Raw genomic sequence first — 24,452 nt, 5'->3', positions numbered from 1 at the left:
CTCAGTACCAGTGTGGGGGATCTCCCTCTCAGGACCCCTACCCATCGTTGCCTTGGTAAGCCGTTACCTTACCAACTAGCTAATGGGACGCATGCTCATCTTTCACCGTTGTGACTTTAATTATAAAGTGATGCCACTCCATAATGCTATGAGGTATTAATCCAAATTTCTCTGGGCTATCCCTCTGTGAAAGGCAGATTGCATACGCGTTACGCACCCGTGCGCCGGTCTCAAAGTCCGAAGACTTCTACCCCTCGACTTGCATGTGTTAAGCCTGCCGCTAGCGTTCATCCTGAGCCAGGATCAAACTCTTCATCGTATATTTTAATATTATTTTGCGATGAATATCTATCGGTTCTTTTTCGAATCTCTCGATTCCATTACTCTTATATTTCTGTCCCGATCAATCGGGACGGCTGTCAATTCAATATGTCTACGAACGTAATTTCTTTGTCTTTCGCCTATCTCTCAAAGCGGGTGCAAAACTAAAACTTCTTTTTGTTTCCTGCAAGAAAAACTTAAAAAAAATTTGAAGCTTTTTTTTCGCCTCATTCTCTCAATTCTTCTCCCAATCTATCAATGAACTTTCCGTGTTTTGCGGGGTGCAAATGTAGAAAGCATTTCCGAATCTCGCAAGCTTTTCCGAATCTTTTTTTTCTGAAAATTTCTTTTCTTCAGATCCTTCCTTCCTGCCGGTATTTCGATGAACGCCTTCGCTGTTGCGGGTGCAAAAGTAGAACCTTTTTCCGCTTTTCCAATACTTTTATGCAACTTTTTTTGATCTTTTTTCGCCTTTTTTCTTAACGCGCTGATAACGGACGCTTTACAGTCCGAAGTTTTTTTGCCTCTCCGTAGCTTTTTTCTGAACTGCGTCGCGGTTTTCATGATTTTGGGACGTTTTCATCTGCAGATTTTATCGGGTTTTTAGGCTTTATCCACTCTTTTCCGGAAAAAAGACAGGGTTCAAGGCTTCCTTAAAATGCATTTTCTGATCCCGCAAAGGCGCAAAGGCGCCAAGTTTTCCCTTTTTGGGCTCTATTCTGCTTAGGATTCATCTCCATCCCGCATCATTTCTTCTGAAAACCGATGCCCCTAGCCCCGATAGGAGCGGAAATCCTTTTGCTTTTTTCTTTAAAAAGCAAAAGATTGAAGCGCATAGCGGGAAATAGCTCCTTATTAAGGCACATTACAATTCAAAAACGCTACAGCTGTGCTTAGCAGAATAATCGAGTTTTTCTCCTTATATATATCTATAAAAAATAAACCCGACAGATTTTAAAAAACTATCGGGTTCGAAATAAGAATTACTCTTATATATAATAGAGAGAAAAAACTATACTATATATAATATGTATTTATTCATTCAAAGCATCTATTACCTCTTTAGTAATTTGAATGCTTTTTAGCTTGGCCTGATGATCGAAGATTGGACTTGTCACCATTAGTTCGTCAATTCGGGCATAGTCAATAAACTTTCTCAAATCGGCTACTAGCTGTTCTTTGTTCCCTGTAAAAGTTCCTGCTGTCATTTGATTCACATGAAAACGTTCTGCTTCGTTCATAATATCATCTAATGACGAAACAGGAGGCTGCAAACCTTTGCGATCATTTCTAATTAGGTTTAGGAACATTTGATACAAACTTGTAGATAGTAATTCTGCTTCCTCATTTGTATCTGCTGCGATGATATTTACACACGCCATTGTTTTGGGTTTGTCTAAATACTCCGATGGTTGGAAATTTTCTCTGTAAAATTCAAATGCCTGGATCATTAGTTTTGGCGCAAAGTGTCCTGCAAAAGCATAAGGCAATCCATAAGCCGCCGCTAAAGCAGCACTGTCCATACTTGACCCTAAAATCCAGATTGGCACATTTAATCCTTCGGCTGGAAATGCACGAACTTTTCCTGTAGCATTTTCAGATGAAAAGTATTCTTGAAGCTTGCTTACATTTTGCGGAAATCGCTGTGCTTGTTCGAAAAAGTCTTTTCGAATCGCTTCAGCAGTTGGCTGATCTGTTCCTGGCGCTCTTCCTAAACCTAAATCGATTCGGTTGGGGTAAAGAGTTTCTAGTGTTCCAAATTGTTCTGCTACTACCAAAGGTGAATGATTTGGAAGCATGATTCCGCCAGAACCTACACGAATATTCTGGGTTTGACTTGCTACATATCCAATTAAAACAACCGTCGCTGTACTTGCAACGTGTGCCATATTGTGATGTTCTGCCAGCCAAATTCTTTTGTATCCTAATTTATCGGCTAATTGCGCAATGTCTTTTGTTTTTTGGAATGTTTCTGTTGCATTACTATCTTCAGTGATAATCGCAAGCTCTAATATTGAGACTGAAATTGGGTTTTTCATATAAATTAAGGCTAAAATGCAAAATTAACTCATTTATGCGAATGCTTTTTGTTTTCTAATGTTAATAGAATTATAATATTTGTAGCTACAAATGTTTATTGTTTCAATTTCAGATGAATTAGTTTATGGTTTGTTTTACCATCATCTTTAATAATTAAATCTTTGCCAGATTCTATTTCAAATTTTGAAGAAGCATCAATCAGTAGTGAAATTTCACGATATCTAAATACTTCAGGAATTTCAGGAATTACAATTTTCACTTCTACATCTTTTCCTTTTTGCTTGTAATCTATTTTTATTCGGTCTCTTAACCAAATATATTCGTAAACTTCTTGCCATGACGCCATCCAAATAGAATCGTTTCCTTTTTCTCCGTATTTGTTGGCAAGCGTTGTCATATAATATTTGAAATCTGGAAAACGCATGCTTAAATTCCACAAGTTTGTATTTCCCGTTCCGTGCGTGAATTCGTTAAACCAAATTGGATTTGGCTGTTTTACAATCGAATCTAAAGTTTTTAGATAACGATCCATGGTTTTAAAAGTGATTGTATCATTTGAACTCTGAACAAAAGTTCGAGCAGAAATCATTTTATCTAAATCTATTTTTGAATCCACTTTAAAAACGGGTCCTACACCGTAATAAGAAGCAACAGATAAATTTCCATTGGCCAAAGCCTCTTTTTCATATTCCAAATAATATTTCTCATCACCTTCTCCACCTGGAACTACAAAATGCGACATTGCAAAATCAAGATTCTGTTTTATTGAGGTTGTATTTTCGGTTACCTCAGCCAAATAATTTGTTCCGTGTTTTGTTGCATGATGAAAACCATGGTTTAAAATATCCCAACCGGCGTTATACATTTCTTTGATTTCAGGCCAGGAAAGATGCCCACGATTTTCTGGCAAATCTCGAATTGCGCCACCATTAATAGCCAATGCCAATTTAAACGGAATTTTATTTCCAACTCCGTCCGAATAATAAAGACCACTTGAAGTTGTTCCGTCTCCGCCTTGATCAATTTTCCATTCGTTAATGGATGAATTATTGATTTTTCCTCCATCCAATAATGGGAATGCAGTTAAGTATGCTGACCGATATCCATCATCGAGCGTAAAACTATAAGCGAAATGTTTGTTGTATTTTAAAGGAGTAACTTTAATTTTGACTTTTTCTTCCGATTTTAATTTTATTTTGAATGAAATCGTTTTTGATTTTGAAGAATCTTTTTGAATAATTCCTTTAGAAAAACTATTAAAGCTTCCGAAGATTACGACAGCGATTATAAGTAGAATTCGTTTTGACATAAATTTTAGTGGTTCTTTTACGATCTAAAAGTACATTTCTTTTTGAAAAAATATTTTAAAACTGATCCTGTCCTTAAAAATAATTTGTTCTGAATCAAAAAAGAGAACAGATTTTAAGCCTAAATTTGTACATCAAAACACCAATTCGGTTTTAGCTTATCTGCAAAATGACACACAAAATTTTAATTATAGACGACGAAGAAAAACTGAGAAGTCTGCTAGCGAGAATTATAAAATCAGAAGGATTTGAAGTTTTTGAAGCCAAAGATTTAAAATCGGGTTTTAAGAAATTGGAACAAACCGAAATTGACGTCGTTTTGTGTGATGTAAAACTGCCGGATGGAAATGGTGTTGATTTTCTTCAGAATATAAAAGGAAGTTTTCCTTTGACAGAAGTTATTCTGCTGACTGCTTTTGGAAATATTCCAGACGGCGTTCAAGCAATGAAAAATGGTGCTTTCGATTATATTGTAAAAGGCGACGATAACGATAAAATTATTCCGCTTCTTTATAAAGCCGTAGAAAAAGTACAATTGCAGAAAAAAGTTCAACAGCTTGAAAAACGAATCAATGATAAATATTCTTTCAATACCATTATTGGAAAATCAAAAGGAATTGAACAAGTTATTGATTTGGCTCAAAAAGTAGCCAAAACCGATTCGACTGTTTTACTTATGGGAGAAACTGGAACGGGAAAAGAAGTTTTTGCACAAGCAATTCATGAAAACAGTAATCGTGCAGGGAAATCTTTTGTGGCATTAAACTGCAGTACTTTCACAAAAGAAATTTTAGAAAGCGAACTTTTTGGTCATAAACAAGGCGCTTTTACGGGAGCTGTAAAAGATAAAAAAGGTTTTATTGAAGAAGCAAACGGCGGAACTTTATTTCTGGATGAAATTGGTGAAATGCCAATTGATCTTCAAGCCAAATTATTGCGGGTTTTAGAAACAAGCGAATATATTCCAGTTGGAGATACGACTCCTAAAAAATCAAATTTCAGATTAATTGCAGCTACAAACCGAGATTTAAAAACAGAAAGCGACGAACATCGTTTCCGTTCTGATTTGTATTTCCGTTTGAATATCTTCGAAATTAAACTGCCTTCTTTAAGAGAAAGAATTAAAGATATTCCGCTATTGGCCAATTATTACGTGAAGCAATTTTCTGAAAAAACGAATAAAAAGGCATTACAGATTGCAGATGACTTTTTACAAAAACTGGAAAACTATTCTTGGCCGGGAAATATTCGTGAACTTAAAAATGTAATCGAAAGATCGGTTATTTTGAGCAATGGAGATATTTTGACTTCGGATGTTCTGCCGTATGAAATGCAACATCAGACTGAAAATAATTCAAAACCCATGTCGGCTTTCTCGATGCAGAGTGTTGAGAAATTGCATATTCAGAAAGTTTTAAATTATACAAAAGGAAATAAAGCTGAAACGGCACGATTATTAGAAATTGGGATTGCTACCTTATATAGAAAGCTAGAGGAATATGGGATTCAATAACAATTACAAAAAATCAATTTTCAAAGCTTCAGAGAAGCGACATATTTATAACATAATTTAACCGCATTTATTAAAAGCTCCAGCGGAGTGGCACCCACACAATCTAAAAAAATATGTCACCCCGCTGGGGTTCTGATAAACATGGTTTCATTATTTTCTATAAACATGTCGCTTCTCCGAAGCTTAAATAACATATCAAAACGAGAAAAGCTTATCAAAATGATAGGCTTTTTTTATGCCTAATTTTTGGCACAAAGCTACATTCCTTTTATTCACAACACTTTACACATAACCTGATTATTTCGGAACATATTTTGGCATAAGGAGAGAGAACATTAAAAATTCATTCCAAATGAAAAATCAAGTAACCTCAATCTACAAACAAGCCGAACGGTTTGCTGAGATAACCAAAAAATCTATTATTTCTGGAAATATCGTCAGAGCGAAAAAATGTCTAGCTCTTGCCGAACGTTTGTTTATAACTGGAAGCATCGAAACTAAAAATGCAATTTCTAACGTATACGTTTTTTCGGTTTCGTCTTTTATGGAAATGCGTAACTGCAATATTTCACATCTTTTCCCTCAAACTCTTAAAGCGGAATATATTAAGCAGGTTAATGCTTCGGGAGTTTAATGTGAAATGTTGTTTGTGAGATGTGAGATGTACTGATCACTTTTCACAAATTACAAATTACAATTTACAAATCTAAAATCTAAAATAATTATCCTATGATCACTTTTCTTTTACTCGCATTAGCTGTTGTGCTGTTTGCCATTTGTTTTCTGTCAATTGAATTCTTTGAAAAAATCTAAATCATGACTACACTATTTATCATTTCAATCGCCGTTTTCGTGTATTTGATTTATGTACTAATCAAACCCGAAAAATTTTAAATCATGTAAAAAGTGAAATGCTTTAAGTGAAATGTAAACGCAAATTTTATTCATCAACTCATTTTACAAATCACCTCTCATTTTTCACTAAAAAATATAAAAATTATGAACACAGAATTATTAGGCGTCATTGGTATTTTTATCGTAACTATTGTTTTAGCGATTCCTTTAGGAAAATATATTGCTAAAGTTTATTTAGGAGATAAAACTCTTTTTGACCCGATTTTCAATCCAATTGAAAAATTTATTTTTAAAATCAGCGGTATTAATTCGGCTGAAGAAATGAACTGGAAGCAACACTTAAAAGCACTTTTGAGTATCAATATGGTTTGGTTCTTTCTTTGCTTTTTTGTCTTATTGTTTCAGGGTTCTTTACCTCTTAATCCAGATAACAACCCTTCAATGACGCCAGATCTGGCATTTAACACTGCTATTTCATTTTTAGTCAATTGTAACTTACAACATTATTCAGGCGAAAGTGGGGTTTCTTACCTTTCGCAAATCGTCTTGATGTTCCTTCAATTTGTTTCTGCCGGTATCGGAATGGCTGCGGCCGCCATGATTTTTACAGCAATGAAAGAAAGAACAACAGAAAAACTGGGTAATTTTTATAATTATTTCATCAAAAGCTGTACTCGTATTTTATTGCCGCTTTCAGTAATTGTGGCTATCGCACTAGTATTTAGCGGAACTCCGATGACTTTTGAAGGTAAAGATGCCATTACAACACTACAAGGTGATCACGTAGAAGTTTCTCGCGGACCAGCAGCAGCGTTTATTGCGATTAAACATATTGGTACAAATGGTGGTGGTTTTTTTGGAGCCAACTCCTCACATCCATTAGAAAACCCAACTTATTTTACTAACGGAGTTGAACTTTGGGCCCAAATGATTATTCCGTTTGCGATGATTTTTGCTCTTGGATTTTACCTCAACAAAAGAAAATTATCCAATATTATTTTTGGTGTAATGACAGTTGGATTTTTACTCTTGGTTGTTCCAACCGTTATGAGTGAAATCAACGGAAATCCTGCCATCGAAAAAATGGGTATCGCACAAGCAACCGGAGCGATGGAAGGAAAAGAAGTTCGGTTTGGCCCAGCAATTTCAGGATTCTGGAGTATTGCTACAACGGTAATTTCTACAGGTTCTGTAAATAGTATGCACGATAGTTCTATGCCTATTTCTGGTGCTATGCAATTATTATCGATGATGGTAAATGCCTTTTATGGCGGATGCGGTGTTGGTATTTTGAACTACTACATTTTCATTATTCTGGCTGTATTTATCTCGGGATTAATGGTTGGTCGAACTCCCGAATTTTTAGGCAAGAAAATCGAAGCGCGGGAAGTTAAAATTGCGGCTTTTATCGCCATTCTTCATCCTTTATTGATTTTAGCAGGAACTGCTTTAGCGTCATATTTTGCTGCGCATGATACTGCAATGGGTTATTGGTTTAACGGAAATGCAACTGGCTGGTTAAATAATCCTGGTAATCACGGATTTTCTGAAATGTTATACGAATATACTTCGAGCGCCGCTAACAATGGTTCTGGTTTTGAAGGTTTGGGAGATAATAATCCGTTTTGGAATATTACAACTGGAATTGTATTGTTGCTAAGTCGTTTTATTCCAATCATTGGTCCATTGGCAATTGCAGGTTTATTGGCAGGTAAAAAATACATTCCAGAGAGTGCAGGAACTTTAAAAACGGATACCTCAATTTTCGGAATCATGACTTTTGCCGTAATCGCAATTATTGCTGCTTTATCATTCTTCCCAGCGCTGGCACTTGGGCCTTTAGCAGAGTATTTTACACTAAAATAAAAAATGCTAGATAATTTAAACACATAGAAACATAGAATTTAAATCTATAAAAAAAGAATAAAAAGAAAACTCGTTTTCACACATAGCTGAAATAACAAATCGTTCATTGCTATTTTAATATAGCCCGTGGTTTCAACCACAGGGACACGGATGGCGGTAACACAGATTGTGATATACGTTGCGTTCCAGCGGTTGAAACCGCTGGCTATGTTTATCAAATACAACTATGTGTTTTTATGCAAGTGAAACGCCTTAATCTCAATCCGAAAAACTATGTCTCTATGTGTTTAAAAACTATTCAGCCAAACAAAATATATAAAAAATGACAACTAATAAATCCACATCATTGTTTGAAAGTAAACAGGTAAAAGAAGCCTTAGTGCAGTCTTTTGTCAAACTGAATCCCAAAATGATGATCAAAAATCCGGTAATGTTTACCGTAGAAATTGGAACCGCAATTATGTTTGCTGTCTGCGTTTCGATCTTAATGGGCGCAAATGACCAAGGAAGTTTTACTTATAACTTAATTGTTTTCTTGATTTTACTGGCAACGCTTTTATTTGCCAATTTTGCCGAAGCTATTGCCGAAGCGAGAGGAAAAGCACAAGCCGATAGTTTAAGAAAAACAAGAGAAGAAACTCCTGCAAGACAGATTCTGCCAAACGGAGAAATCAAAAACATCAGCTCTTCGGCATTGAAAAAAGACGATATTTTCGTTTGCGAAGCTGGCGATTTAATTGCTGCTGATGGTGAAATTATCGAAGGTCTGGCAACAATCGACGAAAGTGCCATTACCGGAGAAAGTGCTCCTGTAATCCGCGAAGCTGGCGGAGATAAATCTTCTGTAACCGGAGGGACAAAAGTATTATCTGATAAAATTAAAGTAAAAGTAACTTCTGAACCTGGCGAAAGCTTTTTAGATAAAATGATTTCTTTGGTTGAAGGTGCGAGCCGTCAGAAAACACCAAACGAAATTGCCTTAACCATTTTATTAGCCGCATTTACTTTAATTTTCGTGATTGTATGCGTTACGCTAAAACCGTTTGCCGACTATGCCAACGCCCCCATCACGATTGCGGCTTTCATTGCTTTGTTCGTTTGTTTGATTCCAACTACAATTGGAGGATTGCTTTCTGCGATTGGGATTGCGGGAATGGACAGAGCTTTACGAGCTAATGTGATTACAAAATCGGGTAAAGCGGTTGAAACTGCTGGAGATATTGATGTTTTGCTTTTGGATAAAACCGGAACAATCACAATTGGAAACAGAAAAGCAACCAATTTTTATCCAACAAAAGGAATTTCTTTTGATGATTTTGTGAAATCGGCTGTTTTGAGTTCGCTTGCTGATGATACTCCGGAAGGGAAAAGTATTCTCGAACTTGGTAAAACGTTAGATGTAAATAGTAAAATGCAGTCAGACATTTCACTTCTTACAGAAAACATCTCACACAGTATAAAATTTACTGCAGAAACCAGAACTTCTGGTGTCGTATTAAAAGACGGAACAAACATTAGAAAAGGTGCTCAGGATGCTGCGAAGAATATTGCACAGCAAGCCGGAAATTCTTTCCCTGAAGATACTGCGCAACAAGTAATCACTATTTCATCGAACGGAGGAACTCCATTAGTAGTAATTAAAAACAATGAAGTTCAAGGTGTTATTGAACTTCAGGATATTATTAAAACCGGAATGAAAGAACGTTTTGAGCGCTTACGAAGAATGGGAATCAAAACAGTTATGGTTACAGGAGATAATCCGCTTACGGCTAAATTTATTGCAGAAGCTGCCGGTGTTGATGATTTTATTGCCGAGGCTAAACCTGAGGATAAAATGAATTACATTAGAAAAGAACAGGCCGAAGGAAGATTGGTTGCCATGATGGGTGACGGAACAAATGATGCTCCTGCCCTTGCTCAGGCGAATGTTGGAGTTGCCATGAACAGCGGAACTCAAGCTGCAAAAGAAGCCGGAAACATGGTCGATCTTGACAATGATCCAACGAAACTAATCGAGATTGTTGAAATTGGAAAACAGCTTTTAATGACTCGAGGTACTTTAACTACTTTTTCTATTGCAAATGACGTTGCGAAATATTTTGCTATTGTTCCGGCACTTTTTATTACTGCGATTCCTGCGTTGCAAGGTTTAAATATCATGCATTTGCATAGTCCTGAAAGTGCAATTTTATCGGCTGTAATTTTCAACGCGATTATCATTCCGATATTGATTCCGCTTGCACTGAAAGGTGTTGATTATCGTCCAATTGGAGCAAGTGCAATCCTTAAAAGAAACCTTTTAATTTATGGTCTTGGTGGATTGATTGTTCCATTTATCGGAATCAAGGTAATTGATTTGCTGGTAGCACTTTTTATGTAAGGTTCTAAGATGCTAAGATTCTAAGGGACTAAGGTTTTTCTCTTAGAATCGTAAAATTCAGGAATCTTTAAAAACTCAAATAAAAAACACAGACTTTAAATTGTTAAGCTTCTGAAAAAAAACTTAGAACCTTAGCAACTTAGTCCCTTAGAATCTTCAAAAAAATGAAAAATCTATTTTCTATAATAAAACTTACTGTGGCTACTTTAATCTTGTTCGCAGTTATTTATCCTTTAGCGATTTACGGAATTGCACAATTGGCTCCAAATCAAGGAAAAGGAGAAACTATTTTGGTTAACGGAAAAGTGGTTGGTTACCAAAAAATTGGTCAGAAATTCGATAAGTCGAATTATTTCTGGGGAAGACCTTCGGCTGTTGATTATAACGCGGCGGGAAGTGCCGGAAGTAACAAAGGTCCGAGCAACCCTGATTATTTAGCTCTAGTTCAAAAAAGAATTGATACGCTTTTATTGGTTCATCCTTATTTGAAAAAATCTGATATTCCATCAGATATGGTTACGGCTTCAGGAAGTGGTTTAGATCCGAATATTTCTCCGCAAGGCGCTTTGATTCAGGTAAAACGAATTGCTAAAGAAAGAAAACTGGACGAAGCTAAAGTAAAAGCTTTGGTTGAATCTAAAATTAATTCTGCTGTTGTTGGTCCGGAAACAGTTAATGTTTTGGAATTGAATGTAGCCTTGGATGCGCTTCGCTAATTCCAAAGATGCTAAGTCGCTAAGGTTCTAAGATTCTAAGTTTTCTCTTTGCGCATTTTTGTCATTCCGAGAAACAAGGAATCTCCACGAGTAGCTCGACAAAGATTGGCGAATTTCTATACGGAGTTTCTTGCGGAGATTCCTTGTTTCTCGGAATGACAAACAGAGCGTAAACTGAAACTTATAATTAATACCTACAAGGTTTTGGAAACCTTGCAGGAAACGAAAACGCCTTTTTACCCCAAATGCCCTAGCCCCGATAGTAGTGGAAATCCTTTTTCTGGCTTCTTTAGCCAGGAAAAGATTGAAACGGATAGCGGGATTAGCTCCTAAAAAATCTACTTAATAAATAATTGAATACCACAAAAATGAAAAAAATAATACTTACTGCTTTAATCGCTTTTGGTTATAGCAATTTACACGCACAAGAAGAATCTAAAAGTCCATTGACATTTTCAGGATATGTTGACGCTTATTATAGCTATGATTTCGGGAAACCTGAAAATCATACACGGCCAAACTTTTTTTACAGTTATAATAAAAGCAACGAGGTAAACCTGAATTTGGGAATGGCGAAAGTGAATTATGAGAAAGAAAATATTCGAGGGAATTTTGCGCTGATGGCGGGAACTTATGCCGAATATAATATGTCGGCTGAACAAGGTTTATTGAAAAATGTTTATGAAGCGAATGTTGGTGTAAAGATTTCGAAAAACCATAATTTATGGATTGATGCTGGAATTATGCCGTCGCATATTGGTTTTGAGAGTGCGATTGGAAAAGACTGTCAGACTTTAACGAGAAGTATTCTGGCTGAGAATTCTCCTTATTACGAAACGGGAGTTAAAATTGGTTATACGTCTGAATCTGGAGAATGGTATTTAGCCGGAATGTACTTAAACGGCTGGCAGAGAATTGAAAAAGTTGAAGGCAATCAAACGCCTGCTTTTGGAACTCAAATCACTTACAAACCGTCTTACAAAGTGGTTTTGAACTGGAGCACTTATGTTGGAAATGAACAGCCGGATATTGACAAAAAATGGCGTTATTTCAACAACTTTTACGGACAGTTTAAGGTAACGGAAAAGACAAATATTACGGCTGGTTTTGATATTGGATCTCAGCAATCGGCTAAAGGAAGCAACAAATATGACACTTGGTTTTCGCCCGTTTTGATTCTGCAATACAAACTAGTTGACAAGATTCAGCTTGCAGTACGAGGTGAATATTATAGTGATGAAAAAGGTGTAATCATCGCGACTGAAACGCCAAATGGTTTTAAAACTTACGGTTTTTCGGCTAACTTTGATTACTTAGTTACTGATAATGTTATGTTTAGAATTGAAGCAAGAAATCTTTCAAGTAAAGACGAAATCTTCACCAATAAAGACAATCTCCCAACGGATACGAATACGTTTGTAACGACTTCCTTGACGATTAGTTTTTAGGGGAGTATTTCTTGCCACAGATTAAAAGGATTTTTTTGTGCTAATTTATTCGCCACGAATTCACGAATTCTTTTAAATAAAAATTCGTGAATTCGTGGCTAAAAAAAATAAAGACTTTGTGACTTAGCGCCTTCGTGGCAAAAAATATGGAAAACGAAAATAATAACGCACAGCACTTTCTCGATTTAATTCAGAAATCACGAAAGGGAAAGTTTAAAATCTACATTGGAATGAGTGCCGGTGTGGGAAAGACTTTTCGTATGCTTCAGGAAGCGCATTCGTTATTGAAAAACGGAATCGATGTGAAAATTGGTTACATCGAAACGCACATGCGAAAGGAAACGCATGAATTATTAGCGGGTTTGCCGATTATTCCAAGGCGGACTATTTTTTATAAAGGAAAAGAATTGGAAGAATTGGATGTTCAGGCGATAATCAATCTTCGTCCGGAAGTGGTTATTGTTGATGAATTGGCACATACAAATGTTGAGGGAAGCAAAAACGAAAAACGCTGGCAAGATGTTTTAGAGATTTTGGAAGCTGGGATTAATGTGATTTCAGCCGTGAATATTCAACATATTGAGAGTTTAAATGAAGATGTAAAACGGATTACAAACATTGATGTTCAGGAACGTATTCCGGACAATGTTTTGCGATTGGCGGATGAAGTCGTGAATATCGATTTGACATCTGAAGATTTGATTGCGCGTCTGAAAGAAGGAAAAATTTATACTCCGGATAAAATTCAGACGGCTTTGACGAACTTTTTTAAATCAGAACAGATTTTACAGCTTCGAGAATTGGCTTTGAAAGAAGTAGCGAGTCAGGTCGTTCGAAAAGTTGAAAATGAAGTTCCGAATCTTCATGCTTTACGACATGAGAAATTGTTGGCCTGCATTAGCAGTAATGATAAAACGGCTAAAATTGTAATTAGAAAAACAGCAAGACTCTCCAGTTATTATAACGGATTGTGGTATGTTTTGTATGTGGAAACTCCGCAGGAAAGCAGTAATAAAATTGCTTTGGACAAACAAAGGCATTTAATTAATAACTTTAAACTCGCCGTGCAATTAGGCGCGGAGGTTATTAAATTGGAAGATTCAAATATTACAGATGCTATTTTGAAAACAGTAGAAGAAAAACAAATTACAACTGTGTGCATCGGAAAACCACATTTTAATTTGTTTAAAGTAATTTTGTCTACAACAATTTTTAGGCGTTTGCTAAACAAACTGTCTTTATCTAATGTTGATCTTGTGATATTATCGTAAAATGTTTTATGTGAGATGTAAGATGTTATTTTTCATTTCACCTTTTACAAACAACATTTCACACAAAAAATAAAATATGAGAATTAAAACCAAATTGAATCTGGGTGTTGGATTATTATTTTTAATGATCATCATTCTTTCGTTAGTGAGTGCTTATTCTGTTTTTCTGATTAAGCAGGACACCGAGAATATTCTGAAATCCAATTACAATACTTTGGAATATTCTAGAAATATGATTTTTGCTTTGGATGGAATGAAATCGGGTTCAACAGAAACGATTCAGAGTTTTGAGGAAAATCTCGAAAAACAGACTCAAAATATTACTGAACCAGGCGAAAAACAAGCTACTGAAAAACTTAAAACGAGTTTTGCTCTTCTGTCCAAAAACAATTCTAACGAAACTATAAAAATACAGATTCGTCAGGATATTTTTGCGATTATGAAACTAAATCTGGATGCCATAAAACAGAAAAGCGATATTGCCAAACATTCGGCTGAAACAGCCAATTTGTCGATTGCCATTGTAGGAACTTTATGCTTTCTGATTGCTTTTAATTTATTGGTCAATCTGCCTAATAATATTGCCAACCCGATTAGAGAATTAACGCTGAGTATTAAAGAAATTGCGAATAAAAATTATTCTGAAAGAGTTCATTTTACGAGCCATAGCGAATTTGGTGATCTTGCAAAATCATTCAATACGATGGCGCAAAAACTTGAAGAATATCATGATAGCAATGTTTATAAACTTCTTTTTGAGAAAAAAAGACTGGAAACCCTAATCAATAATATGAATGATCCCATTATTGGTTTGGATAACGAAGGAATTGTTTTGTTTGTGAATGATGAAGCGCTGAAAATTATTGGTCTAAAATCCGAAGATATTATTGGAAAACCCGCTGCTGAATTGGCGGTTTCTAATGATTTAATTCGTTCTTTGATTCTAAAAGAAAGTGAAACTCCGAAAAAACAGCCTCTCAAAATTTTCGCTCACGGAAAAGAGAGTTATTTCGAAAAAGAGATTCACAACATAACCATAACACCAACTGGCGAAGAAAAAGAAATTAATATTGGTGACGTAATTATTTTACGAAATATTACACTTTTTAAAGAATTGGATTTTGCTAAAACGAATTTCATTGCCACCGTTTCACACGAATTAAAAACGCCGATTGCTTCTATAAAATTAAGTCTCCAATTGCTTGAAAACGGAAAAACAGGCGACATGAACAACGACCAGAAACAACTGGTTGAAAGCATAAAAGATGACAGTCAGCGCTTATTGAAAATTACAGGCGAATTACTGAATTTATCGCAATTGGAAACTGGAAATATTCAGTTGAATATTGGAAAAAGCAATCCTCACGAAATTGTGAAATATGCTGTGGAAGCAGTAAAGGTTCAGGCAGATCAAAAACAGATTCAGTTAGTTGTTGATGCCGATGAAAACCTCAAAAATGTAAAAGCCGATGCCGAAAAAACAGGCTGGGTTTTAATTAATTATTTATCTAATGCCATCAGATATTCGTCTGAAAAAAGTACGGTTCTCATTAAATTAAAAGAAGAAAATAGTCAAATGGTTTTTCAAGTTATCGACACCGGAAAAGGAATTGACACAAGATATAAAGACAAGGTTTTCGATAAATATTTTCAAGTTCCAGGAAGTCAGAAATCCGGAACAGGATTGGGCTTGGCAATTAGCAAAGAGTTTATTGAAGCTCAAAATGGAAGTGTTGGTGTTGAGAGTAATTTGGGATTGGGAAGTACGTTTTGGTTTTCGTTGAAAGTATAAATTATTTAACAGTATTTTGAAAATAAATCTTTAATTTTGAGTATTAAAAAGAATTTTATATGGACATGACAGCGCAAATAAAAGAAAATTTGATCTCCAGAATTAGAGATTCTAAAGACATGAATTTTTTGAAAGCACTTCAAACTATTTTTGATTCTTCAGAACAGTCATTATATGAATTAAATGCTGAACAACAATCTTCTATCGAAACAAGCCGAAATCAGATAAAAAATGGCGAATTTCATAAAAATGAAGATGTAATTTCAGAGATGAGAGAATGGCTAAAAAAGAAATAATCTGGTCTGATCTTGCTAAACTTGAATTTTCAAATGTTCTTGAGTTTTATGTTTTCAGGAATGGAAATTCTGATTACAGCTTAAAAATTCTTGAAGAAGTTGAAGATTTATTAGAAACTCTTTCTAATAATGAGTTTATTGGAAGACTTACTTCTAATAAAATCACTCGTGTTATTCCAATGAAAATTTATTTGATTTTTTATGAAATTAATAACAATCAAATAGAAATATTATCTTTTTGGGACAATCGTCAAAATCCTGAAAAAAGAAAATAAAATAAGGCTCTTATTTAGCCAATCTTAATCCAATTACCTTATTTAAACCCAACAAATTAAAGTTCGCTTAAGGTTCAATTAAGCACAAAATACTAGGTTCAAAACATTCGTTAATTTGTAAAATATAACAGCCACAAAAATGTTCTACAAAGCGATTTTCCTTCTATTTTTTTTCGGATTCTTTTCTGCCATTGCGCAGCAAAATGATTCTATTGCAAAAATTGACAGTACGTCAAATCATTTGAAATTCAATTACAAACAGCTAATTATTCCATCGGTTTTAATTGGTTATGGCATAATTGGAATTGGAAATGATCAGCTCCTAAGTTTTAATCATCAAATCCAAAATGAGGTTACTGAGGATATTGACAACAAAATTACTATTGATGACTTCTCTCAATATGCACCTGCTGCCTCTGTTTATGCTTTGAATGCTTTTGGAGTAGAAGGAAAAAATAACATGCGTGATCGTTCGGTCATATTTGCAACTTCGTATATCATTATGGCAACAACGGTTTTAAGCTTAAAATCGATTGTGCATGAAGAAAGACCAGATGGAAGTTCTAATAATTCTTTTCCTTCTGGGCATACTGCAACTGCTTTTGCCGGAGCCGAATTTTTATATCAAGAATACAAAGACAAATCGATTTGGTACGGAATTGCAGGTTACGCCGTTGCAACTGGAACAGGACTTTTTAGAATCTACAACAATCGCCATTGGCTAACCGATGTCGCTGCCGGAGCGGGAATCGGAATTTTAAGCACCAAAATTGCATATTGGATTAATCCGTATATTACTAAAAAGCTATTCAAATCATCAGCCGAAAATAAATCTACTTCTATGATAATGCCTTTTTATAATGGACAGCAATATGGTTTGGGATTTGCTAAAGTCTTTTAGTTTTTTTTTTGCCACAAAGGCACTAAGACACAAAGTTTTTTTAAGTTTTTTTAAGTTCTTTTGAACAGCTTTGTGTCTTAGCGCCTTCGTGGCAAACTCTTTTTACGTATTCGAAGTATTATTCTTAATCTCTCGAACTTCCCTTTTCAATTCTAAAAGTAAATCTTTCATCTCTCCAGTTTCCGTTGTTTCTTGTTTTTTATCCGAGCGGCCGATATTACATTCGTATTCCCAAATCTCGAGAATATCAGAAGCCTTCACTTCATAATTCGGATAAAAGCTGTTATCAGACTCTAAGACCAAACTGTTTTTTTTGTTTTTATTGAGACGTTTATACACCATTCCTTCACTTTTAGTAATCAGAATATAGGTTTTGCCGTCCATCACCTCTCCTAGCTTTTCTACGTAACGGCCAATAATAATCGAACCATCTTCGTGCGGAGGCATTGAATCGCCTTCAACGGGAAATCCGCGGTGTTTTCCAGGGCCTAAAAACGGAAGTGTAATTTGCTGTAAACTTTCAATATATTCTGGGTCGGCATATCCGTTTAGGTAACCTGCTTTTGCTTTTTGAGATACAATTTCAATAAAATTTTCTCCAAAACTATCCACTTGAATGGGTAAAATAAGTCGGTTGCCTTCTAGTTTTATCAAATTTTGCACATCAATTTTACGGATATCGACAGATAATATCAAGTCGATACTCATATGAAAATATAATGCAATCTTCTTTAAAATGTCATACGGTGCTTCCGAAGTTCCGTCTTCGTATTTCACGTATCTTCCTCTTGTAATACTTAGGTTTTCAGCTAATTTTTCTTGTGATATTTTATGCTTAACCCTTAGTGCTCTGATGTTGTCTGAAAATAAGGACATAATTAATTTGTTATAATTTGGAACAGCAAATATACAAAAAATTGTTACCACCTGTACTAATTTTGTTTCATACAAAAACAAAAGGAAAAAATGGCACGGGCAATTGTACATATGGATTTGGATACCTTTTTTGTATCCTGTGAAAGACGCACCAACTCTGAACTTAACGGTATTCCGCTTATTATAGGTGGCGGAGACCGTGGCGTTGTGGCCTCTTGTTCGTATGAAGCCCGTAAATATGGAGTCCGTTCTGCGATGCCGATTCGTATGGCGTTAAAACTTTGTCCCGACGCAAAAGTGATGAAAGGCGACATGGAATTATATTCGCAACTTTCTCATGATGTTACCGAAATTCTTCAGGAAAAAGCACCTGTTTTAGAAAAAGCCAGCATCGATGAATTTTATATGGACATTACCGGAATGGATAAATTTCACGGCAGTTATAAATGGACGAATGAACTGGCTCAAAAAGTCATTAAAGAAACCGGACTGCCTATTAGTTTTTCATTATCCATCAATAAAACGGTTTCTAAAATTGCAACCGGTGAAGGCAAACCTATCGGGAATCTCGAAATTCCGGAACAAGAAGTACAAGATTTTTTAAATCCGCTTTCGATTCAGAAAATACCAATGGTGGGCGCTGTGACTTTTCAGCTTTTGTCCCGAATCGGCGTTCGTAAAATTCAGACTTTGGCCGAAATGCCTGCTGAGGTTTTACAGCAAATGATTGGTAAAAATGGTCTCGAACTTTGGAAAAAAGCGCACGGAATTGACCACACCCCTGTTGAACCTTATACCGAAAGAAAATCAATTTCGACCGAAACGACTTTTTCTCAGGATACTATTGATATTGCAAAACTGAGAAGAATATTATTAGGAATGGTCGAAAAACTGGCTTTTCAGCTTCGTGCTGAACAATGGCTGACCTCGACTGTTACCGTCAAAATTCGTTATGCCAATTTCGATACCGAAACCAAACAATGCCGAGTAGCTTATACTTCAGCCGATCATGTTTTGACTAAAAACGTAATAGAACTTTTTGAGAAAGTGTATCAGCGCCGTATGCGCCTGCGTTTGATTGGCGTTCGCTTTAGCGGATTGGTTCGAGGCACTTATCAAATTGATCTTTTTGAAGATACTCAGGAAATGCTTTCACTTTATGAAGCGATGGACAAAATGAAAAGCCGTTATGGTTTTGATGCTGTAATGCGCTGTGCTGGAGCCCATTTTAAACCTAATACTAAAGACGAAATTTTAAAACGCAAGAAATAATGTATCTCAATTGCCATTCTTATCATTCATTACGTTACGGCACGATTCCGCTTAAGGATTTGATTGCTGAAGCCGTTTTACATGATATTAAAGCAATGGCATTGACCGATATTAATACTGTTACCGGAATTTACGATTTTATAAAAGCGTGTCAGGAAAAGGAAATCAAGCCTTTGATTGGAATGGAATTTCGATGCAATCACGAATTCCGATATATTGGTTTGGCACAAAATGCAGAAGGTTTAGCAGAAATGAATGTTTTTCTAACTAAACATAATTTCAGTGGAGAAACTTTGCCTTTACGTGCTCCAAAATTCGAATCGGTTTTTGTGATTTATATTTTAGAAAATGCTCCAGAAACACTTTCTGAAAATGAATTTATTGGAGTTCGTCCTGAAGAAGTTTCAGGTCTTCTGACTTCAAAACATAAAAATAAAATCTCAAAAATGGTGATTTTACAGCCTGTAACTTTTCGAAGTAAAAAAGAATACAATCTGCATAAAGTGCTTCGAGCTATTGATACCAATATTATTTTATCGAAACTTACAGAAGCTGATTACTGTAAAGTTTCTAATGTGATGAAACCTGTAGAATCGATTCTGCCATTTTATGAAAAATATCCTGAAATCATTTTGAATACACAGCGTATTATTGACGATTGTAATTTTCAATATGATTTTTCGGCTAAAAGAAATAAAAAGTTCTATACTGAAAACCGTCAAAAAGATTTAGAAAAACTGACAGAATTGGCTTGGGAAGGATTTGAAAAACGTTACGGAGACGAAAATATTGAAGCAAAAGCTCGCGTAAAAAAAGAATTAAAAGTAATTGACGAATTAGAATTCAGCGGTTATTTTTTAATCACATGGGATATTATTCAATATAGCAATAGCCAAGGTTTTATGCACATTGGGCGCGGAAGCGGTGCCAACAGCATCATCGCCTATTGTCTCGGAATTACCGATATCTGCCCTATTGAACTGGATTTATATTTTGAACGTTTTTTAAACCTCAACCGCAAAACGCCACCTGATTTTGATATTGATTGGAGCTGGCAAGAACGCAACACAATTCTGGAATATATCTTCAAAAAATACGGCAGAGATCATGTGGCATTTTGCGGTACCAATGTCGAATTTAAATACCGTTCTATTTTTAGAGAAGTCGGAAAGGTTTTTGGTCTTCCGAAAGAAGAATTAGATCTTTTGGCAAAAAATCCAGAAGAACTTCATCCAACCAATAAAATTGTAAAATTGGTTCAGGAATACGGACAAATGATGGGAAAATATCCCAATCAACGAAGCATGCATGCGTGTGGAATTTTGATTTCTGAAGAACCAATTACCAATTATACGCCTCTGGAAATACCTCCAAAAGGTTTTCCAATCGTACTTTTTGACATGCATATTGCCGAAGAAATTGGTTTTGATAAATTCGATATTCTAAGTCAGCGCGGTATTGGCCATATTGATGACAGCGTAAAACTGATTGCCAAAAATCGAGGTATAAAAGTTAATATTCGTGATACTTCTATTTCTAAAGACGAGGCTGTTTGCAATTCTTATTTAGCAAAAGGACATACTATTGGTTGTTTTTATATCGAAAGTCCTGCTATGCGTGGTTTACTGCGTCGTTTAAATTGTGATAATTATAAAATTCTTGTCGCCGCGTCGTCTATTATTCGTCCTGGAGTAGCACAATCGGGAATGATGAAAGAATATATTTTCCGTCATAATAATCCAACTCAGTTTGAATATTTTCATGAAGTTTTCAAGGAACATCTTGGCGAAACTTACGGGATTATGGTTTATCAGGAAGATGTGATTAAAATCGCCCAGCATTACGGCGGACTTCCCGCTCCTGACGGTGATATTCTTCGTCGTGCCATGTCGGGAAAAGGAAGATCTTTGGAAGCGTTGCAGAAAGTAAAAGACAATTTCTTTGCGAGCTGTGCTCAAAAAGGACATCCCGAAACTTTGAGTCAGGAAATTTATCGTCAGATCGAATCTTTTGCGGGATATTCTTTCTGCAAAGCACACTCAGCTTCTTATGCGGTTGAAAGTTATCAAAGTTTGTACTTGAAAGTTAATTATCCTGTTGAATTCATGACAGCGGTAATCAACAATCAGGGCGGATTTTACAGAACTGAAGTTTATGTACACGAAGCAAGAATGTCTGGCGGAACGATTCATAATCCGTGTGTAAACAAAAGCGAATATCAAACGACTTTGTATGGTACCGATATTTATTTAGGTTTCATGCACATTCAAAGTTTGGAATCTAAAATTGCTCATTTGATTGAAGAAGATCGAAATAAAAAAGGTGATTTTAATTCTCTGCAAGATTTTATCAACCGAATTCCAATTGGAATTGAAGGCGTTAAAACCCTGATTTTTATTGATGCTTTTCGTTTTACAGGAAAAACAAAAAATCAGCTTTTGGTCACTGCCAGTCTACTGTTGAATAATTTTAAACCTGAAAATAGAGATTTAAAATTACTGCAAGAACCCGTTAAAGAATACAAACTTCCAAAATTAGAACGTTCCGTTTTTGAAGATGCTTTTGACGAAATTGAGCTTTTAAGTTTTCCAGTTTCATGTACTGTTTTTGATCTTTTACAAACCAAACACCGCGGTGATGTCATGGCGAAAGATTTGGTTCAATATCATAAAAAACAGGTTCGAATGCTGGCCTATTTGATTTCCAGAAAACACGTCCCTACAAAAAAAGGCACCATGTATTTTGGAACTTGGATCGATCATGAAGGCACTTATTTTGATACGGCACATTTTCCGGATAGTCTGGAAAAATATCCTTTTCAGGGCGGAGGCTGTTATCTTTTGTTAGGAAATGTCGAAGTCGATTATCATTTTCCGACTATCACAATAACCAAAATGGCAAAAATGCCTTTTATTCCAGATCCGCGATATATGGATTCTAAAGATCAATACAGAACACAAAATCAGATAAAAGAAGATGTGAGTTTGACGCATCGTGCGCCTTATCCACAAGGACATGAAATTAATCTGCCGAGACACCGAATGAAATTTTAAATGAGTACAATGATTTAACACATAGAAAAATAGTTTATTAGCTTGTAGAGATTGCCAATTTTAATTTTAAATCTATGTGTTAAATTTTAAATAACTAAAGAACAACTTACGTTATATAAAGATGAAAAATACGGAATATGCTATAGTCGATATTGAAACCACAGGTGGAAATGCCAGTGGCAGCCGCATTACAGAAATTGCGATCATTATTCATGATGGTAAAAATGTGCTGGATCGTTATGAAACACTTGTAAATCCTCAACAGGACATTCCTCCTTCTATTTTTGGATTAACAGGAATTAATAATGAAATGGTAGCCAATGCGCCAATCTTTGATGATATTTCAGAAAAAGTTTTGGAAATGCTTACTGATCGTATTTTCGTTGCACATAATGTCAATTTCGATTATTCATTTGTTCATCATCAATTGGAACAGTCAGGTTTTAAATGGTCTGCTAAAAAACTTTGCACCGTTCGAGCAGCCAGAAAAATCAAACCGGGATTGGGTTCTTATAGTTTAGGGAATCTTTGCAATTCTTTAAATATCAATTTAGAAAACAGACACCGCGCCGGCGGAGATGCCGATGCTACTGCTTTGCTTTTTTCGCTTTTATTAGAATGGGATGACGCTGGAGAAATCGAGAAAATGATCAAAAAAACAGCACAAGATCAGCGTTTACCTCCTAATCTTCCACCAGATGACTTTAATAATTTACCCGAAAAACCAGGTGTCTATTACTTTTATAATCAGCAAAAAAAAGTGATTTATGTTGGAAAAGCCATCAATGTAAAGAAACGTGTAGCATCACATTTTACTGGTAACAATATAAATCCGCAAAGGCAGCACTTTTTAAGAGATATTCACGGAATTTCTTTTGAAATCTGCGCTACCGAATTAATGGCGCTTCTTTTAGAATGTACCGAAATCAAAAAACTTTGGCCAACTTATAATAGAGCTTTAAAACGTTTTGAAGCCAAATTTGGAATTTACCAATACGAAGCTAGAAATGGCTATAAATATCTTGCCATTGGCAAAGTAAGTAAGTTTCAGGTTTGTATTCACGAATTCAGCAGTTTGCATGAAGGTATCAATTTACTTCGAAACCTTGCCGAACGTTTTGAAATCGATCATCGTTTCTGTAAATATTCAAAATCTGAGGATGGCGAATTTTTCTACAATAATAATGTGCAAAGTCTGCCCGATGCTATAATGCATAATGCACAAGTCGATAATGCTATTGATTATCTATTGAATAATAGACCTTCTTTTGCCATTATTGACAAAGGAAAATCAAAAGAAGAACGCAGTTGCATTTGGATTGAAAATGGGCATTTTTACGGGATGGGGTATCTTCCTTCAGATGTTTCGATTCATGAGCCTTCAGACGTAAAAAATTATGTTACGCCTTATAAAAGCAATCAATACATTGAGCAACTGATTTTTTCTTATGCAGAAAAGCATCCTAGAAAAGTATTCTTTAAAAAACATTTCTTAGTCTAAAATCAAATTAGAGAAAAATAGAGCTGTAAAAATCAAAATTATGACACTATTTACCGACACCGAATTATTTACCACTGGACACGGAGGTAAAAAAATATTTGATCTTCCGGATTGCGAACTAATTCTGATTGAAAATTTCTTCAGCAAAGAAGAATCAGATTCTTTTTATGAAAGAATACTGCGCAAAACGAAATGGAGAGAATATGAAATGGAAATTTATGATAAAACCTATACTGTTCCCAGAATGATTGCATGGTATGAAGATAAAGACAACGAAGGAGCAGATCCAAACGGACCTGACTGGACGTATGAATTGTTAAAAATCAGAGGCCGCGTGGAGAAAGAAACTCAGCTTGATTTTAACAGTCTTCTGTTAAATTTATACCGAAACGGGAAAGATGGTGTAGGCTGGCATAGCGATCGGGAAGACAAATCTGGTAAAGATCCGATTATAGCTTCTGTGACTTTTGGGGAAACTCGAATGTTTAAACTTCGCCATAAATTTAGAAAGGATATTCCGTTAGTTGAAATTCCGCTTCATCATGGTTCTTTTCTACTAATGGCGGGAACTACGAATAGTTTCTGGCAGCACCATGTTCCGAAAACGGCACGTAAAGTTTTGCCCAGAATAAATTTAACATTCAGACAAACGCAACGTAATACGTAATACATTCAGAACTAAAAACTAGCTGATTTATTAGCTCAATCCCTATGAGGAAAATTCTGTCGAAAAAAGTTAAAATACTGATTGTATGAACGTTTTATTAGG

20 protein-coding genes and 1 rRNA gene are annotated in these 24,452 nt (G+C 35.5%); 16 read left to right on the top strand and 5 right to left on the bottom strand.

Annotation, left to right across the window (positions count from 1 at the left end):
- The 4 genes from AC5ZCW_RS15835 to AC5ZCW_RS15820 form a co-directional block, all read right to left on the bottom strand.
- A 16S ribosomal RNA gene (locus AC5ZCW_RS15835) occupies positions 1–319 on the bottom strand; the annotation flags it as partial.
- 257 nt (positions 320–576) lie between these two features.
- The gene (locus tag AC5ZCW_RS15830; RefSeq protein ID WP_496120795.1) at positions 577–885 is read right to left on the bottom strand and encodes a hypothetical protein; all 309 of its coding nucleotides are present in this window, start codon (positions 883–885) and stop codon (positions 577–579) included.
- 470 nt (positions 886–1,355) lie between these two features.
- Complete coding sequence (locus AC5ZCW_RS15825) at positions 1,356–2,360, bottom strand: LLM class flavin-dependent oxidoreductase (protein WP_343542646.1); 1,005 nt, start codon at positions 2,358–2,360, stop codon at positions 1,356–1,358.
- Positions 2,361–2,455: 95 nt separating this feature from the next.
- A complete protein-coding gene (locus tag AC5ZCW_RS15820; protein WP_496120794.1) occupies positions 2,456–3,670 on the bottom strand; it encodes a polysaccharide deacetylase family protein in 1,215 nt (404 codons plus the stop codon).
- Between the two features lie 167 nt (positions 3,671–3,837).
- Here AC5ZCW_RS15820 and AC5ZCW_RS15815 point away from each other — a divergent pair, with 167 nt between their 5' ends.
- The 12 genes from AC5ZCW_RS15815 to AC5ZCW_RS15760 all read left to right on the top strand — a co-directional run bounded on the left by AC5ZCW_RS15815 (position 3,838) and on the right by AC5ZCW_RS15760 (position 16,981).
- The gene (locus tag AC5ZCW_RS15815; RefSeq protein ID WP_496120793.1) at positions 3,838–5,181 is read left to right on the top strand and encodes a sigma-54-dependent transcriptional regulator; all 1,344 of its coding nucleotides are present in this window, start codon (positions 3,838–3,840) and stop codon (positions 5,179–5,181) included.
- A gap of 352 nt (positions 5,182–5,533) precedes the next feature.
- Positions 5,534–5,815: a DUF7674 family protein gene (locus tag AC5ZCW_RS15810; protein ID WP_343542651.1), complete on the top strand. Its 282-nt coding sequence runs from the start codon at positions 5,534–5,536 to the stop codon at positions 5,813–5,815.
- A gap of 182 nt (positions 5,816–5,997) precedes the next feature.
- A complete protein-coding gene (kdpF, locus tag AC5ZCW_RS15805; protein ID WP_343543137.1) occupies positions 5,998–6,075 on the top strand; it encodes a K(+)-transporting ATPase subunit F in 78 nt (25 codons plus the stop codon).
- 105 nt (positions 6,076–6,180) lie between these two features.
- A complete protein-coding gene (kdpA, locus tag AC5ZCW_RS15800) occupies positions 6,181–7,902 on the top strand; it encodes a potassium-transporting ATPase subunit KdpA (RefSeq protein WP_496120792.1) in 1,722 nt (573 codons plus the stop codon).
- A 322-nt stretch (positions 7,903–8,224) separates the two neighbouring features.
- Entirely contained in the window at positions 8,225–10,282 is a 2,058-nt protein-coding gene (kdpB, locus tag AC5ZCW_RS15795; RefSeq protein WP_496120791.1) for a potassium-transporting ATPase subunit KdpB, read from the top strand.
- A 164-nt stretch (positions 10,283–10,446) separates the two neighbouring features.
- Complete coding sequence (locus AC5ZCW_RS15790) at positions 10,447–10,998, top strand: K(+)-transporting ATPase subunit C (protein ID WP_496120790.1); 552 nt, start codon at positions 10,447–10,449, stop codon at positions 10,996–10,998.
- 368 nt (positions 10,999–11,366) lie between these two features.
- On the top strand, positions 11,367–12,446 hold the full coding sequence (locus AC5ZCW_RS15785) for a porin (RefSeq protein WP_496120789.1): 1,080 nt from the start codon (positions 11,367–11,369) through the stop codon (positions 12,444–12,446).
- A gap of 146 nt (positions 12,447–12,592) precedes the next feature.
- Positions 12,593–13,717 carry a sensor protein KdpD gene (locus AC5ZCW_RS15780; protein WP_496120788.1) on the top strand — a complete coding sequence of 375 codons (1,125 nt, stop codon included), beginning with the start codon at positions 12,593–12,595 and terminating at the stop codon, positions 13,715–13,717.
- Positions 13,718–13,793: 76 nt separating this feature from the next.
- The gene (locus tag AC5ZCW_RS15775; protein WP_496120787.1) at positions 13,794–15,509 is read left to right on the top strand and encodes a sensor histidine kinase; all 1,716 of its coding nucleotides are present in this window, start codon (positions 13,794–13,796) and stop codon (positions 15,507–15,509) included.
- A gap of 59 nt (positions 15,510–15,568) precedes the next feature.
- Positions 15,569–15,805, top strand: a complete 237-nt coding sequence (locus AC5ZCW_RS15770; protein ID WP_111376112.1) for a hypothetical protein — start codon at positions 15,569–15,571, stop codon at positions 15,803–15,805.
- Positions 15,787–16,080 (top strand): type II toxin-antitoxin system RelE/ParE family toxin, encoded by a 294-nt coding sequence (locus AC5ZCW_RS15765; RefSeq protein WP_496120786.1) that lies wholly within the window; start codon positions 15,787–15,789, stop codon positions 16,078–16,080. The genes AC5ZCW_RS15770 and AC5ZCW_RS15765 overlap by 19 nt, the downstream gene beginning before the upstream one ends.
- Before the next feature lie 139 nt (positions 16,081–16,219).
- The gene (locus AC5ZCW_RS15760) at positions 16,220–16,981 is read left to right on the top strand and encodes a phosphatase PAP2 family protein (protein WP_343542671.1); all 762 of its coding nucleotides are present in this window, start codon (positions 16,220–16,222) and stop codon (positions 16,979–16,981) included.
- 102 nt (positions 16,982–17,083) lie between these two features.
- Here AC5ZCW_RS15760 and AC5ZCW_RS15755 read toward each other — a convergent pair whose 3' ends face one another.
- Positions 17,084–17,857, bottom strand: coding sequence for an XRE family transcriptional regulator (locus tag AC5ZCW_RS15755; RefSeq protein ID WP_132989572.1), 774 nt, complete (start codon positions 17,855–17,857; stop codon positions 17,084–17,086).
- A gap of 90 nt (positions 17,858–17,947) precedes the next feature.
- Here AC5ZCW_RS15755 and dinB point away from each other — a divergent pair, with 90 nt between their 5' ends.
- From dinB to AC5ZCW_RS15735, 4 genes are all read left to right on the top strand, one after another.
- The gene (gene dinB, locus AC5ZCW_RS15750; RefSeq protein WP_496120785.1) at positions 17,948–19,129 is read left to right on the top strand and encodes a DNA polymerase IV; all 1,182 of its coding nucleotides are present in this window, start codon (positions 17,948–17,950) and stop codon (positions 19,127–19,129) included.
- Entirely contained in the window at positions 19,129–22,182 is a 3,054-nt protein-coding gene (locus AC5ZCW_RS15745; protein WP_496120784.1) for a DNA polymerase III subunit alpha, read from the top strand. Before dinB ends, AC5ZCW_RS15745 begins: the two co-directional genes overlap by 1 nt.
- 121 nt (positions 22,183–22,303) lie before the next feature.
- Positions 22,304–23,683 carry an exonuclease domain-containing protein gene (locus AC5ZCW_RS15740; protein WP_496120783.1) on the top strand — a complete coding sequence of 460 codons (1,380 nt, stop codon included), beginning with the start codon at positions 22,304–22,306 and terminating at the stop codon, positions 23,681–23,683.
- A 40-nt stretch (positions 23,684–23,723) separates the two neighbouring features.
- The gene (locus AC5ZCW_RS15735; protein WP_177210624.1) at positions 23,724–24,350 is read left to right on the top strand and encodes an alpha-ketoglutarate-dependent dioxygenase AlkB family protein; all 627 of its coding nucleotides are present in this window, start codon (positions 23,724–23,726) and stop codon (positions 24,348–24,350) included.
- Positions 24,351–24,452 lie beyond the last annotated feature (102 nt).

This window comes from Flavobacterium sp. PLA-DH12 (assembly GCF_059511845.1).
The sequence above is the reverse complement of the archived record's forward strand: the minus strand, read 5'-3'. Positions and strand labels throughout refer to the sequence as shown.

Coding starts and splice junctions, on each gene's coding strand:
- AC5ZCW_RS15830 (WP_496120795.1), bottom strand. CDS start 885: ATGAAAACCGCGACGCAGTTCAGAAAAAAGCTACGGAGAGGCAAAAAA.
- AC5ZCW_RS15825 (WP_343542646.1), bottom strand. CDS start 2,360: ATGAAAAACCCAATTTCAGTCTCAATATTAGAGCTTGCGATTATCACT.
- AC5ZCW_RS15820 (WP_496120794.1), bottom strand. CDS start 3,670: ATGTCAAAACGAATTCTACTTATAATCGCTGTCGTAATCTTCGGAAGC.
- AC5ZCW_RS15815 (WP_496120793.1), top strand. CDS start 3,838: ATGACACACAAAATTTTAATTATAGACGACGAAGAAAAACTGAGAAGT.
- AC5ZCW_RS15810 (WP_343542651.1), top strand. CDS start 5,534: ATGAAAAATCAAGTAACCTCAATCTACAAACAAGCCGAACGGTTTGCT.
- kdpF (WP_343543137.1), top strand. CDS start 5,998: ATGACTACACTATTTATCATTTCAATCGCCGTTTTCGTGTATTTGATT.
- kdpA (WP_496120792.1), top strand. CDS start 6,181: ATGAACACAGAATTATTAGGCGTCATTGGTATTTTTATCGTAACTATT.
- kdpB (WP_496120791.1), top strand. CDS start 8,225: ATGACAACTAATAAATCCACATCATTGTTTGAAAGTAAACAGGTAAAA.
- AC5ZCW_RS15790 (WP_496120790.1), top strand. CDS start 10,447: ATGAAAAATCTATTTTCTATAATAAAACTTACTGTGGCTACTTTAATC.
- AC5ZCW_RS15785 (WP_496120789.1), top strand. CDS start 11,367: ATGAAAAAAATAATACTTACTGCTTTAATCGCTTTTGGTTATAGCAAT.
- AC5ZCW_RS15780 (WP_496120788.1), top strand. CDS start 12,593: ATGGAAAACGAAAATAATAACGCACAGCACTTTCTCGATTTAATTCAG.
- AC5ZCW_RS15775 (WP_496120787.1), top strand. CDS start 13,794: ATGAGAATTAAAACCAAATTGAATCTGGGTGTTGGATTATTATTTTTA.
- AC5ZCW_RS15770 (WP_111376112.1), top strand. CDS start 15,569: ATGGACATGACAGCGCAAATAAAAGAAAATTTGATCTCCAGAATTAGA.
- AC5ZCW_RS15765 (WP_496120786.1), top strand. CDS start 15,787: ATGGCTAAAAAAGAAATAATCTGGTCTGATCTTGCTAAACTTGAATTT.
- AC5ZCW_RS15760 (WP_343542671.1), top strand. CDS start 16,220: ATGTTCTACAAAGCGATTTTCCTTCTATTTTTTTTCGGATTCTTTTCT.
- AC5ZCW_RS15755 (WP_132989572.1), bottom strand. CDS start 17,857: ATGTCCTTATTTTCAGACAACATCAGAGCACTAAGGGTTAAGCATAAA.
- dinB (WP_496120785.1), top strand. CDS start 17,948: ATGGCACGGGCAATTGTACATATGGATTTGGATACCTTTTTTGTATCC.
- AC5ZCW_RS15745 (WP_496120784.1), top strand. CDS start 19,129: ATGTATCTCAATTGCCATTCTTATCATTCATTACGTTACGGCACGATT.
- AC5ZCW_RS15740 (WP_496120783.1), top strand. CDS start 22,304: ATGAAAAATACGGAATATGCTATAGTCGATATTGAAACCACAGGTGGA.
- AC5ZCW_RS15735 (WP_177210624.1), top strand. CDS start 23,724: ATGACACTATTTACCGACACCGAATTATTTACCACTGGACACGGAGGT.